This is a genomic window from Novosphingobium sp. FKTRR1 (assembly GCF_020404405.1).
GTDB lineage: Bacteria > Pseudomonadota > Alphaproteobacteria > Sphingomonadales > Sphingomonadaceae > Novosphingobium.
Genome location: NZ_JAIZDA010000001.1, coordinates 410,856 through 424,083, shown reverse-complemented (window position 1 = coordinate 424,083; position 13,228 = coordinate 410,856). Strand labels below are relative to the sequence as shown.

13 protein-coding genes are annotated in these 13,228 nt (G+C 66.9%); 4 read left to right on the top strand and 9 right to left on the bottom strand.

The window, feature by feature from the left end; genetic code table 11:
• Nucleotides 1-102 precede the first annotated feature (102 nt).
• Complete coding sequence (locus tag LDN95_RS01770) at nucleotides 103-615, top strand: MBL fold metallo-hydrolase (RefSeq protein ID WP_226015901.1); 513 nt, start codon at nucleotides 103-105, stop codon at nucleotides 613-615.
• Between the two features lie 15 nt (nucleotides 616-630).
• Here the strand turns inward: LDN95_RS01770 and LDN95_RS01765 are convergent, their stop codons facing one another.
• The 9 genes from LDN95_RS01765 to LDN95_RS01725 are packed head-to-tail and all read right to left on the bottom strand — an operon-like array spanning nucleotide 631 to nucleotide 10,480.
• Complete coding sequence (locus tag LDN95_RS01765; RefSeq protein WP_226015900.1) at nucleotides 631-1,575, bottom strand: ketopantoate reductase family protein; 945 nt, start codon at nucleotides 1,573-1,575, stop codon at nucleotides 631-633.
• A gap of 16 nt (nucleotides 1,576-1,591) precedes the next feature.
• Nucleotides 1,592-2,098, bottom strand: coding sequence for an aromatic-ring-hydroxylating dioxygenase subunit beta (locus tag LDN95_RS01760; RefSeq protein WP_226015899.1), 507 nt, complete (start codon nucleotides 2,096-2,098; stop codon nucleotides 1,592-1,594).
• Nucleotides 2,095-3,465, bottom strand: coding sequence for an SRPBCC family protein (locus LDN95_RS01755; RefSeq protein WP_226015898.1), 1,371 nt, complete (start codon nucleotides 3,463-3,465; stop codon nucleotides 2,095-2,097). The genes LDN95_RS01760 and LDN95_RS01755 overlap by 4 nt, the downstream gene beginning before the upstream one ends.
• Nucleotides 3,462-5,018, bottom strand: a complete 1,557-nt coding sequence (gene mdlC, locus LDN95_RS01750) for a benzoylformate decarboxylase (RefSeq protein WP_226015897.1) — start codon at nucleotides 5,016-5,018, stop codon at nucleotides 3,462-3,464. Before mdlC ends, LDN95_RS01755 begins: the two co-directional genes overlap by 4 nt.
• Before the next feature lie 25 nt (nucleotides 5,019-5,043).
• The gene (locus LDN95_RS01745) at nucleotides 5,044-5,886 is read right to left on the bottom strand and encodes an HAD-IIA family hydrolase (RefSeq protein WP_226015896.1); all 843 of its coding nucleotides are present in this window, start codon (nucleotides 5,884-5,886) and stop codon (nucleotides 5,044-5,046) included.
• Entirely contained in the window at nucleotides 5,883-7,355 is a 1,473-nt protein-coding gene (locus LDN95_RS01740; protein ID WP_226015895.1) for a biotin carboxyl carrier protein, read from the bottom strand. Before LDN95_RS01740 ends, LDN95_RS01745 begins: the two co-directional genes overlap by 4 nt.
• Nucleotides 7,352-8,686: an acetyl/propionyl/methylcrotonyl-CoA carboxylase subunit alpha gene (locus LDN95_RS01735; RefSeq protein ID WP_226015894.1), complete on the bottom strand. Its 1,335-nt coding sequence runs from the start codon at nucleotides 8,684-8,686 to the stop codon at nucleotides 7,352-7,354. Before LDN95_RS01735 ends, LDN95_RS01740 begins: the two co-directional genes overlap by 4 nt.
• Nucleotides 8,683-9,147 carry a biotin/lipoyl-containing protein gene (locus LDN95_RS01730; RefSeq protein ID WP_226015893.1) on the bottom strand — a complete coding sequence of 155 codons (465 nt, stop codon included), beginning with the start codon at nucleotides 9,145-9,147 and terminating at the stop codon, nucleotides 8,683-8,685. The genes LDN95_RS01735 and LDN95_RS01730 overlap by 4 nt, the downstream gene beginning before the upstream one ends.
• 4 nt (nucleotides 9,148-9,151) lie before the next feature.
• Entirely contained in the window at nucleotides 9,152-10,480 is a 1,329-nt protein-coding gene (locus LDN95_RS01725; protein WP_226015892.1) for a Tm-1-like ATP-binding domain-containing protein, read from the bottom strand.
• 109 nt (nucleotides 10,481-10,589) lie between these two features.
• Here LDN95_RS01725 and LDN95_RS01720 point away from each other — a divergent pair, with 109 nt between their 5' ends.
• The 3 genes from LDN95_RS01720 (at nucleotide 10,590) to LDN95_RS01710 (ending at nucleotide 13,210) form a co-directional block, all read left to right on the top strand.
• Nucleotides 10,590-11,396, top strand: a complete 807-nt coding sequence (locus LDN95_RS01720) for a helix-turn-helix domain-containing protein (protein ID WP_226015891.1) — start codon at nucleotides 10,590-10,592, stop codon at nucleotides 11,394-11,396.
• A gap of 122 nt (nucleotides 11,397-11,518) precedes the next feature.
• On the top strand, nucleotides 11,519-12,532 hold the full coding sequence (locus tag LDN95_RS01715; RefSeq protein WP_226015890.1) for an NAD(P)-dependent alcohol dehydrogenase: 1,014 nt from the start codon (nucleotides 11,519-11,521) through the stop codon (nucleotides 12,530-12,532).
• A 132-nt stretch (nucleotides 12,533-12,664) separates the two neighbouring features.
• Nucleotides 12,665-13,210 carry a VOC family protein gene (locus LDN95_RS01710; RefSeq protein ID WP_226015889.1) on the top strand — a complete coding sequence of 182 codons (546 nt, stop codon included), beginning with the start codon at nucleotides 12,665-12,667 and terminating at the stop codon, nucleotides 13,208-13,210.
• The last annotated feature ends 18 nt before the right edge of the window (nucleotides 13,211-13,228 follow it).

Here is a 13,228-nt window from a genome sequence, read left to right as displayed (position 1 = left end):
GCTTGACCAACGCCAAACCATAGTGCGAATAGATACCAACGATCAGGTGCTTTACCTGCGCGCGATCAAATCGGAACGCTGCGCGGCATCAGATCGCAATACATGCGCGCGATCGTCGGAATCCGCATGATCGCCCGCGATTGGGGGCAGTCCGTAACGATTTCTCCGGGGGTGGAGGCCTTTGTCGTGCCCGCGCTGCATTGGTCATCGCGGTCCCCAAGCGACCGCCGGATGGCGCTTTGGGGTGGTTTCATGCTGCGGGCTGCGGGGCGCCTGATCTATTTTGCGGGCGATACCGGCTATGGCACCGGCGCCATCTTCGACCGGTTGCGGCAGGAGTTCGGCCCGGTCGATATCGCGCTGCTGCCGATCGGCGCTTATGATCCGCGCTGGTTCATGGCGGCGCAGCACACCAATCCGACCGAAGCGATCGCGATCATGGAGCAACTGGACGCGCGACAGGCGCTGGGCATCCATTGGGGCACGTTCAAGCTAACCGACGAACCGCGCGAAGATCCGCTGGAGCAACTGGCGCAAGGACTGGCCGAACGCGGCATCGATCCGCAGCGTTTCATCGCCATGCATGCAGGGCAGGTATTCGACTGCGCGCAGTGATGCCGCGCTGCCTGCTCAGCCTGCCACCGCCAAGCCTTCGGGCACCGCTTCGCGCACCCGCACCAGATCGGCCAGCATGCGGTTGAGCGGGGTCGGCACGCCATGTGCTTCGCCGCGCTCGGCCACAGCACCGTTGATGAAGGCGATCTCGGTGGCGCGGCGGGCGAGAACATCCTGCAACATCGATGGCTTGTGCAAGGTATGCGTGCGCAAGGCGTGATCGATGCGTGCGTCGATCTGCGCGCGGTCGGGGGCGATGCCCAGCTTGGCCGCAACGGCGCAGACTTCATCGACCACGCGCGCGGCAAGGCTGCGCGCTTCGGGTGTGTTCAGCCCGCCGACGGGAACCCCCAGCAGCGCGGCAAGCGGGTTGAGCGCGGCGTTGAACGCCAGCTTCTCCCACACGCGCGCCTGCGTTTGCGGATCGATGGTGGCGGCGAAACCGGCAAGGGTAAGTGCAGCGTGCGCTCGTTCGACCGCCGGGGTGGCTGCATCGATCATGCTCCACAACGCGATCTTGCCAGCGCCGTGCGAACTCACCCGGTTTGGCGCGTGGAAATCGGCCGGCAGGTCGGTGACGCCGAACACGATCTGGCGAGGCAAGGCGTGGTGCGCGATGACTTCGGCATTGCCCAGCCCGTTTTGCAGCGTCACGACGGCGGTGTCCGGGCCGATGGCAGCGGATGCGGCGGCGATCGCGCTGGCGGTGTGCATGCCCTTGGTGAACACGATCAGCAGATCGGCGGGGCCAGACAACTGCGCGGCGGTGATCGCGCCGACATGCACGGTGCGTGCGCCGCCATCGTCTTCCAGCGCCAGCCCTTGGCCGGCGATGGCCGCCAGCCGCGCAGCATCGACATCGACCACACTGACGCGATGGCCGGTTTCGGCCAGTCTGGCGGCAAAGAAGCAGCCCATCGCGCCCGCGCCGATCACCACTACGCCCAGATTCGTGTTCATGGTTCGCGCTTTCGGCTCAGAGCGAATGGAAGTCGATCACCGTCGGGATCACGTCGTTGAGCAAGTGGACGGTCTTGGCCGCGATCCGCCATGCGCCATCGTGTTCCACCAGCACATGGCGATAGCGGCCAAAGAACGCGTGCGTCCGCTCGGCGCGCGGATCGTGCAAATGAACGGTGAAGGCGCTGCCGACAACACCTGTCCCCGCCTCCACCTGCGCATCCTCGACCACGACGTTGGCGATCAGATGGACCACCCGCGGCAGCGGGCTTGAGGCAAGCGACAGGCCAGAGCGCGCGCGCCAGACCCGGTCCTCAAGATTGGCCCGCCCCTTGTACCACACCAGCGACAGTTCGGTTTCGGGGTCTTGGGTCTGGCTGGTTTCGTCGCGCCAAGCCGGGACGTGGAAGGTGGCATCGGGCAGATAGAGTGCCAGCCATTCGTCCCAGCGGCGGGTGTCGAGGTACAGTGCTTCGCGGTAAAGCAGGTCTTCGGCGGCGGCGCGGGTAAGCGACAGGCTCATGCCGGGCCCCCCTCGACAGCGCTCATCCGCCGGGCCCATTCGCGGTAATAGCTGTGGTAGAGCGTTTCATCGCAAGTCTGCGCGTCGGCCAGCACCGAGCGTTGCGCGGTCATGTCGATGGCATCGGACAGCGTGTTGCCTCCTGCCGCTGATCGTGCGGTGCCGCGCATGTACCCTTGCAGCCACGGCTCCACCCGGCTGGCAAAGCCGCGCTGGCAGGCTTCGTAGGCGACGGTATCGTCGGGCGTGGCCATGCCGCTGGGGTTGAAGAAATCCTCGTACTGCCGGATGCGGTGGCTGCGCGCGGGGGCGCTTTCGCCCTTTGGCGCGATGCACCAGGTGCGCATCTCGGTCCGGTTGGCGGCGATGGGGCGGATCACCCGCAACTGGCTGCTGGCGTTTTCGGCGATTTGCAGGTTGGGGAATATGGTGAGGTTGCGCATGTTGAACATCCACGCCATCTGCGCCGGGCCAACGCGCGCAAGCAGTTCTTCGTGGCGGTCGAACAACGGATGTGCCGGCGTGATGCCGAAGCGGCCCCAGTTGAGCACATGGCCATTGGCAAAGCTGTAACTGCCGCCCTGAATTTCGGAACCGCCATACTCGCCGGTCCAGTAGTCGGTTTCCTCCCAGATCGACTTGACCGCATCGGTGTTGCCGCCCTCGCGCCGGTTTTCGAGGATGCGGATGTACGACGGATGCGCCGAGGTGAAGTGATAGGCGTCCGAGCAGTTTTCCAACTGCAGCTTCCAGTTGGCGTCATAGGTGAACGTCACCGAGCCCGGCACCAGTTCAAAGCCGTCGGCGCTCTGGTCGGCAACGAGGTCAAGCAAACGCGCGGCACCGCCAAGATGATCCTCGATCGGCGGGACGGCGGCGGTCAGGCTGCCGAACAGAAAGCCGCGATAGTCGCCAAAGGCGGGCAACGCGGGCAGATCCTGTCCCAGCGCGGCAAACCCCTGCGGATAGCAGCCGCCCGACTTCCACTTGATCGCCTTGTTCCGCCCGGCGGAATCGAAGCTCCAGCTATGATAGGGACAGACGTGCAGCCGACTGTTGCCGCTGCGCAATTGCGCCACGCGCGCGCCTTTGTGCGGGCAACTGTTGACCAGTCCGTGCAGGCGGCCGTCACCATCGCGCGTCACCAGCACCGGCACCCGGCCGATCATCGTGGTGAAGAAGTCGTGCGGGGCCGGCGCCTGACAGGACAGGCCCAGAAACACCCAGCCACCGGCAAAGATGCGCTGCATTTCCAGATCGAACACGCCCGGATCGTCAAACACGGCGCGGTGCACGCGGAACAGGCCTTCGTCGGGGCGGTCGTCGATCAGCCGTTGCAGCGCGCGATAATCAACCGCTCCGGTCATTCCACCCTCACGTCGATCAGAGTGGGGCCTTCGGCCACGAACGCGCCAGCCAGCGCGGCATCGAGTTCGCCGACTTCGCTCACCGTCGTGGCGGCAAGGCCCTGTGCGCGGGCGATGTCGGCAAAGTCGATGCCCGACAAGTCGGTGCCTTCGAGCCGCTGCATCCCGAACTGGCGACCGAAGTGGTGCAACGCTTCGTACCGACCGTTGTTGATGATGATGAAGGTAATCGACAGCCCCAGCCGCGCCGCCGTCCACAAGCCCTGAATGGCGTACATGCTCGACCCGTCGCCCAGCACCGCGATGATCTTGTCGTCGGGCCGCGCCAGTGCGACGCCGATCGCGGCGGGCAAGCCGTGGCCAAGGCCGCCGCTGGCGCATGTGTAGAACGTGTCGCGCGCGGTGATCGGCAGGTAGTCGTGCATCGGCCCACGGCTCGACGGCGCTTCCTCGACGATCACCGAGCCGTGCGGACGCAGGCGCGCAATCTGTTGCAGCAGGTAGGCATCGGAAAAAGGCGCGCCGGTCAGCGCCGGGGCTGGCGTGCGCGGCGGCGGGGCTGCGCGCTCGGCGGGAGCGGGTCCGTCGAGCAGCGTTTGCGCCGCCAGACGCGTGTCTGCCACGATGGCCAGATCACATGGCGCCCACGCGGCCTGGCTCGGATTGTCGGCGATGAATACCGCGCGCGCGGTCTCGGGCAAGTGCGGGCCCGCGCCTTCGACATGGTAGAGCGAGACAGGCCCGCCGAACGCCACGATCAGGTCGTGCCCGGCAAGGTCGGCAACAATCCGCTCGCGCATCGCGGTAAGGAACCCGGCGAACAGCGGGTGATCTTCGGGGAAGGCGTTGCGTGCCGCCATCGGCGCGACCCAAACCGCCGCGCGGTGGCGTTCGGCCAAGGCGATCAGCGCGTCCCATGCGCCATCGCGCGCGGCTCCGGCACCGACCACGAAAGCGGGGCGTTCGGCCTGCGCCAGCCATTGCGCGGCTTCGGTCAGCGCTGCCGGATCGCCGGGATTGGCGCTGGCCATGCGGTGTGGCCGGAACGGCGGGCAAGGCTTGTCCCAATCGTCGATGGGGATCGACACGAACGTCGGCCCTTGCGGGGCCTGCATCGCGATGTGCCAGGCGCGGGCGATGGCGGCGGGCACGTCTTCGGCCCGGGCCGGTTCGATCGCCCATTTGACGAAAGGCTGCGGAAATTCGGTCGCGCGCTCGGCGTAGAGGAACGGATCGTAGGGCAGGATCGCGCGGGCCTGTTGCCCAGCGGTGACCACCAGCGGGGTCTGGTTCTTGAACGCGGTGAACAGATTGCCCAAGGCGTGGCCGGTGCCTGCGGAGGAATGGAGGTTGACCAGCGCGGCGGTGCCGCTGGCTTGCGCATAGCCATCGGCCATGCCCAGCACGACCGATTCCTGAAGGCCCAGCACATAGCTGAAATCATCGGGGAAATCGCGGAACAGCGGCAATTCGGTCGAACCCGGATTGCCGAAGATGCGGGTCATGTTCAAGTCGCGCAACAGCGCAATGGTCACGTCACGGACTGTTTGCACTGTTCAGGTTCCTCCCTCGCGCGACTCATGCCAGAACGTCGAGCAATGGCGCAAGCCCATCGAGCAACACGGCTGGCCGGTCGCGTTCGGGCAGCACGGCATCGGCTTTCATGATGCCGGTGCGCAGGCCGACCGACAGCGCGCCGACCGCATTGGCCATGCGCATTTCCAGCGCCGGATCGTCGCCCACCACCACCATTGCGCGCGCCGCCGAACGCGGCAGGCCCATCACCCGCAGCGCGGCGTCGAAGGCCACGCGCGACGGCTTGCCCAGAATGCGCGCGCGCTTGCCGGTCATCGACGTGAGCATTGCGTTGATCGCATAGCTCGATCCGATTGCGCGGCCCGTAGCGGTGGCGAAGAACGGCACGTGGCTTGCGGTCAGCAGCCGCGCGCCGTTCCACAGCGAATGGCACCCGGCCTCCAGCGCATCGAAATCGAACTCGCGGAACCAGCCGGTATAGACCGCCTCCACCCCGTCTGCCGGTTCGGACGGGCCGACCACGTCAAGCCCCGCATCTCGCAAGGGCGCGGCGCAACCGGCGTTGCCCAGCACGCGGATCTTGCCCACGCCTTCGCGCAAGGCCCAGCTTGCCGCCGCCGACGAAGGTGTCAGCATCTGCGCGTCATCGACCGCAAAACCGGCCGCGCGCAATGACGCGGCATAGGCGGCGGGCGGCTTGGCGGTGCCGTTGGTGAACACGACATAGGGCACGCCGCGCGCCTTTAACGCAGCGAGCACCGCAATGGCATGGGGCAGGGCGTTGTGCCCGCCGCTCTGTGCGTCGCCCAGCGCGATCGTGCCATCCATGTCGAAGATGAACCCTGCGGCATCGCGCAAGGCGGCGGCGTGGTCTGGCGTGATCAAAGACCGGCTCCGGCATGAAGGGCAAGGCGGAACGAGCCGCGCTCCACCACAAGGTCGCGCGCCGTGGGCGCAGCGGCCAGCTTGCGCAGCAGGGCAAGGACGGGTGCGGCCTCGGGCGTGTAGCCGGACCGCGACGGACCGGCGGCCAGCATGGCGTCCACCTGATCGCCCGGCATGACCGCGCGCAGCAGGAACTCCTCGTCGGGCAAGTGCGCGCCGAACTGGCGGCGCAAGTCGGCCAGCGTCGGGAAGTCGGCCTCGTTGGCAAGTTCGCGCGCGCGCGGCCGGTCCATGATCGCGGCCAGCACCGCCGGATCGACCGGCGATGTCGGCTTGCCGAACTTGCCCATGCAATAGCGGATCACCTGATCGGACACTTGCGCATAGCGGCGCGTGCCGATCACGTTGAACAGCGCCTGGCTCATGACCATCTGCGGGAACGGCGTGACCATGATCGGATAGCCCAGTTCCGCCCGGACTTGCTCGGTTTCGGCGATGACCGCGCCCAGCCGGTCGGCCAGCCCCAGCTCTTCAAGCTGCCGCGCGGTGGTGGTCATCACCCCGCCCGCGATCTGGTGGCGCAGGAAGCTGGCGTCGAAGTTCTGCGGCGTTCCTGCAGGCAATCCCTCGGCCATGGCCAGACGCGTCCAGTACGATGTCAGGCGGGCGAGCGCGGCCTTGTCGATGGCGACGGTGTGGCCCGCCTCCTCAAGATTGGCCAACATGCGGTTGGCTTCGGGCAGCGAGGAACCGTCTCCGCCCGGCCCGACGCCGACATGAATCGCGCTGATGCCCAGCTTTGCCGCCTCAAGGCTCGACAGCATGCCCTGACCGATGGTGGTGTGGGCATGGATTTCCAGCGGCTTGGTGCCGATCGCGGCTTTCACCGCCGGGGCCAGCGTGCGCACCCGATCGATCGAGAGCAGGCCCGAGGGGTCTTTGACATAGAACAGGTCGATGTCGGGGCTTTGTGCCAGCGTGCGGGCAAAGTCGGCATAGAACGCATCGGTGTGCACGTCCGACAGGGTGAAGGTCAGCGCGGCCATGACCTCTGCGCTGCCTTCCTGCTTCACCAGCCGCGCCGCTTCGATCACGGCGGGAATCTCGTGCATCGGGTCGAGCAGCACGAAGCGGCCCACGCCGTTGGCCTGCAGCGTGCGATAGACCAGCCGCATGAACTCCGGGTCCGCCTGTTGCCAGGCGATGAAGCGCAAGCCCGTGGTGATGAACTGCAACGGCGTGGTCGGCATCGCTGCCGCCATGCGCCGCAGCCGCTCCCACGGGTCGTTGCGGAAATAGCGGACGGCCACCGCCATGTGGCTGGACGAGGTGAAGTCGATGGCGCGAAAGCCGCAGGCTTCGGTCAGTGCGGCGGCTTGCAGCATGTGCGCGGTGTTAAGGCCGGTGGCGCCCCACAGGCTCTGGTTGCCGTCGCGCATGGTGACATCGACAAGGCGAAGCTCGGTCATGGCCGCAGCCCTCCCAGAAAGCCGGTATCGACCCCGCCCGCGATGAAGCGCGGGTCGGCGGCGATGCGGCGGTGCAACGATGCGGTAGTTGCCACGCCTTCGATGGCCAGCGAGCCGAGCGCGCGCGCCAGCAGGGTCACGGCATCGGCACGCGTTGCGCCATGGACGATGAGCTTGCCCATCAGCGAGTCATAGAACGGCGGGATCTGCCCGCCCTGCGCGATATGTGTGTCGATGCGGATGCCGGGGCCTGCCGGCCACGCAGCGCGGGTGACGGTGCCGGGCGCGGGACGGAAATCGGCGTCGGGGTCTTCGGCGTTGATGCGCATTTCGATGGCATGGCCGCGCGGGCGGATCATGGTCTGCGTCAGCGTCAGCGGCTTGCCCATGGCGACGAGCAACTGTTGCTCGACCAGATCGACCCCGGTGATCGCTTCGGTAACCGGATGTTCCACCTGAATACGCGCGTTCAGTTCAAGGAAATAGAACGCGAAATCGGTCGCATCGACCAGAAACTCAGCCGTCCCCGCACCGCGATAGCCGATGTGCCGCGCCAGCCGCACGGCGGCTTGCTCGATGGCGCCGCGCGCCGCGTCGGGGAGCGCCGGGGCCGGGGCTTCCTCGACCAGTTTCTGAAAGCGCCGCTGGATCGAACAGTCGCGCGTCCCCAGATGGAGCGCGGCGGTGCCATCGCCCAGCAACTGCACTTCGACATGCCGCCCCAGCGCGACGAAGCGCTCGACATAGACGGCCGCGTTGCCGAACGAGGCTTGCGCTTCTGCGCGGGCCATGGCCAGCGCGGCGTCGAGATCCTCGGGCCGGTCGACCCGGCGCATGCCCTTGCCGCCGCCACCCGCCACGGCCTTGAGCAGCAGGGGGTAGCCGGTTTCGGCGGCGCGGGCCTGCACGGCCTCGGGCGTCTCGGCCTCACCCCCCGGCAACACGGGCAGCCCGGCGGCGAGCGCCAGACGGCGCGCGGCCAGCTTGTCGCCCATGCCCTCAAGCGTGGCAATGTCCGGCCCGACAAAGCGCATTCCCGCAGCGCCGACCGCGCGGGCAAACGCGGCGTTTTCGGACAGGAAACCGTATCCCGGATGCACCGCGTCGCAGCCTGCCGCGCTGGCGGCGGCCACGACCCGCTCGATCGAAAGGTAGCTTTGCGAAGATGGCGCTGGGCCGACCAGCGCGATCTCGTCGGCCTGTTCCGCGGGAAGCGAAGCCTTGTCCGCCTCGCTGACCCCGAGCACGGTGGTGATCCCCATGCGCCTTGCCGTGCGGATCACGCGCAAGGCGATCTCGCCCCGGTTGGCGATGAACAGGCGCCGGATCATGCCGCTGGCCCGGCAAGGCGGATCAGGGGATCGCCGCGCGCCACCATCGTGCCATCGGGCACCAGCACTTGCGCCACTATGCCGCTGCGCCCGGCATGGACCGGGTTCATCAGCTTCATCGTCTCGACAATGCCGACCACGCTGTCGGGGCCGACCTCATCACCCACCGCGACGAACGGCGGCGCGCCGGGCTGGGGGGCGTGATAGAACGTGCCGGGCAAGGGCGCGCCGATTGCCAGCGGATCGTCGGCCGCAACCACGCCAGCGGCGGCGGTATCGGACACCGCGCCCGCACCAGCCCACTGCCATTCCTGCGTGAAACCGGCGTCCTGTCCTTCGCCGCGTGTGACGCGCAGCCGGAACCGGCGTGTAGCCAGATCCAGATCCCGGTAGGGTGACCGTTCAAGAATGGCGACGATCTCGGCAACGTCCTCGGCGGTCAACGGCAGGTCTTCGGCCATGGTATCAAGTCCTGTCGGCAAGCAGTTGGCGCGATGCGGCGATGATCGCGTCGGAAAAGGCGGTGTCGTTGAAGTGCGCGTCGATGGCGGTCACCGGCACGTGCTCGGGCATGACCTTGCGCAAGTACGCAGCGAAAGGCGGCGGCACCGACCGGTCGAGCAAATGGCCTTGCGGACTGTCGTGGCTGGAAAGGCCGTGCAACGGGACGAACACCTGCACCGGGCCCTGCGCCAGCGCGACGTTGGCGGCAAGGTGGTCAGCCAGCCGTTCCAGATCGGCATTGGTGGTGCGCACGGCGGTAAGCTGCGGGTTGTGTTCGTGATAACGGCGGCCGGGGAACTGCGCGCGCGCGGCATCGATCGGTCCGCCGATGATGAAGTCCGAATTGCCCGGCGCAAGGATCGTGGGAATGCCCTTGCGCAAGGCGGGGCGCCCGCGCTCCGGGCCGGAATCGGCGAGGCCGCCGAACAAGTGGTCGAGGATTTCGGTCTGCGACAGGTCGAGCACCAGCGCCACGTCCTTGTCGAGCGCCAGTGCGTCGAGCGTCGGCCCGCCCGCGCCCGAGGAGTGAAAGACCATGACCTCGCAGCCGTCAGTTTCCAGCGCCTCGCGGATGCGCCGCACCGACATCTCGGTGGTGCCCAGCGTCGTGATCAGGACCAGCGGGCGGTCGGCGGCGCGGCTGCGGTCATAGCCGCGCGCCATTCCGGCCACGGCATGCGCGGCATTGCGGAATACATCGCGGCTGATGGTGTTGAGCCCGGAGATATCGGTCACCGCGTTCATCATCGCGATGTCCTTGACCCCCATGTAAGGCTTGGTGAAGCCCGAGGCCATGGTCGAAACGATCAGCTTGGGCAGGCCATAGGGAAAGGTCTGCATCACCGCCCCGGCCAGCGCCGAGCCCATCGAGCCACCGATGGCAAGGATGCCCGATAGCGGCTCCTGCGCATGCCACGCGTGTGCGGCGACGATGGCGCCACGGATCATGGCATCCTGACAGCGCCCTTCGTGACCGAGCGCGCGCACGTGTTCGATCGTGGTGCCAGCGGCCAGCGCCACGTCCTCGGGCGCGATCTCGGCCCCGCCGATGGTGCGGCGCACGCTGGGATCGAGGTGCACGACGCGCACGCCCGCGTCTTCCAGTGCGGCGCGGACGAACCGCGCTTCCTCCAACTTGGTGTCCTGCGTGATGATCAGCAGCACGCTGGCCAAATCATTACAGGCCAAATCATTACTGGCCAGATCAGCACTGGCCAGATCACCACTGGGTTCTTCCTGCACGCTATCAGCCTGCGCGCCGTTATGACGGTCGCCGTTCTGGTCGGTCATGTTTTATCCCTCTCCGGTGCAACGCTTGTGCGCCTGCCGGTTTGACTTTGCCAACCGCTATGCAACGATCATGTTGCATGAGGTGAAACGTTGGTGTCGGGGTGGATGAATGCTGGAACGCAAGGTCAAGGCGGTGCGCTCGCTTGAGCGGGGACTGGCGGTGCTGCTGGAAGTGCAGGCCCGGCGCGGGGCGAGCCTGCACGAACTGCATCTCGCGCTGGGCTTGCCCAAGGCCACTTTGCTGCGGATGCTGCTGACGCTTTCGCGCATGGGCTTCGTCTGGCAACGGCTGGCCGATGGCGCCTATCTGCCGCACATCGATGCCGCCGCGCATTCGCCCACCGCGATGGTCGAACGGCTTGCCGAAATCGCCTCGCCGCACATGAAGGCGCTGTCGACGAAGGCGGCGTGGCCGTCGGTGCTGGCGGTGCCCCGGCTCGATCACATGGAGATCGTGGAGACCAACAGCCCGTTGTTCCGGCTCGATTCGGCAATCCTCGGGCCGGTCGGGGTGAAGTTGTCCTATATCCACACCGCCACCGGCCGCGCCTATCTGTCCGCCTGCGCCGAGCATGAACGTGATGCCATCATTGCGCGGCTGCGGCCCAACGATCCGCCCGCAGGATCGGAAGAAGCGCTGCGCGATCTGCTGCGCGACATCCGCCGCAACGGCTATGCCACGCGCGAGCCGCTGCATCCCTGGCCCGATCGGTCGCGGCAATTGGTGCTGCATGATGGCCGCCGTTCGCTGGCGGTGCCGATCCTGCTGGGCGGCGCGCCGGTGGCCACGATCAACCTGACCTGGCCCGCGCGGCGCGGCGCCGATGAAGCGGTAGTGCTGCGCCATCTTGCCCTGCTGCAGCAGACGGCGCGCGGCATCGGCGAGGCGATGGACCTTGCCCGCCGCGAGGCCTGAGCAAACCCTACCATCCAACCAATTCCGTCAGGTGAAATTCGCTGCCGAGAATTTTGTTTGTGTTGCTGATTAAATCGGGCATTTCTTGAGGGATAAGCACTGCTCGGGGAGGGCATGAGGCAATGCAGCAATGGCTCGTCCGCAAGGGGGCAACCTCGCTTGACGACCTGCAACTGGTCGAGGCAGCGCAACCGGTGCCGGGGCCGGGCGAAGTGCTGGTGCGGGTTCGGGCCTGCTCGCTCAACTTCCGTGACCAGTTGATCCCGCTTGGCCGCTACATGGGCGGCACGGTCGATCGTGACACGGTGCCGCTGTCGGACGGCGCGGGAGAGGTCGTGGCGGTCGGTGCGGATGTCGCGGGGTTTGCGCCGGGCGACCGCGTGGCAGGTGCTTTCTTCCAGAACTGGAGCGACGGGCCGGCCCACCCCGGCGCAGGCCCCGCGCTGGGCGCTCCACCGGCAACGGGGATGTTGCAGGAATTCGTCGTGCTTCCCGAAACCGGGCTGGTGCGTGTTGCGCAGAGCCTTTCTTACGAAGAAGCCGCCTGTCTGCCGTGTGCCGGGGTGACCGCATGGAATGCGCTGATGGAGGGCCCCCGACCGGTGCGCGCGGGCGAAAGCGTGCTGGTACTGGGCACCGGTGGCGTTTCGGTGCTGGCCGCGCAGATCGCACTGGCCGCAGGAGCGCGGGTGATCGCCACGTCATCGTCGGATGACAAGCTTGAGCGTATGCGCGCATTGGGCGTCACCGACCTGATCAATTACCGCTCGGTGCCCGATTGGGGCAGCGCGGCGGCGCAACTGGCAGGCGGCGGGATCGACCACGTGGTCGAAGTGGGCGGAGCTGGCACGCTGGCGCAAAGCATCGCCGCAGTCGGATTTGCCGGAGAGATCGCGCTGATCGGTGTGCTGACGCGCGAGGGCGATACCAGCCCGCACGGACTGATGTTCAAAGGGGCGAGCATTCGCGGCATCTTCGTCGGCTCGGTCGGCATGGCCAACCGGTTGAACGCATTTATCGATACGCACGCGATCAGGCCGGTGATCGACCGCACGTTCGCATTTGCCGATGCGCTTGAGGCGTGGCGCTATCAGGCCTCGGCCGGATTGTTCGGGAAGGTCGTCATAGCACTGTAAAATAGAGTTTTTTCCGCAAAGCACCCGCAAGAGGCGCTTGGCGGTCGGGAATGGAGAGAGAATGCATCTGGAACCGGGCGCTCGCCTTATGGGCGGCGCGCAGGCCCCGGTGCGTCGCGCTGGAGCAAGGCAATGGCACGCACTTTGGGATTTGGTCAGACGGTCGGCGGGATCTGCCAGACGGCGTTCGTCGTTGCCGATATTCACGCCAGTATCGACCATTTCATTCGCGATCAGGGTGCAGGGCCGTTCTTCCTGCTCGATCATTTTCTGAGCGAGGGGCAGGTCTATCGGGGCGCGCCATCCACCGCCGATGTGGCGATCGCGATGGGCTTTGCCGGGCACATGCAGATCGAACTGATCCAGTCGCTCGACACCAATCCGTCGGTCTATCGCGAGACGATCGAGCGCACCGGATACGGTTTCCATCACTTCGGGGTGGCGGTGAACGACGTGGACGCCGCGCTGCCCGACTACCTGGAACGCGGCTACAGGCTGGCGTTCCGCGCCCCGGTGCCGACGGGCGGTGCGGTCGCCTATCTTGAGGGCGGGCATCCTGCAGTCCCCGGCTTTGTCGAGCTGATCCCGGTCACGCCCGCAATGGACGCGCACTTCACCCAGCAATGGCAGGCCGCACGCGATTGGGACGGGCGCGATCCGATCCGGCCGTTCCTGTGAGCCGGACACCCGCAAGCC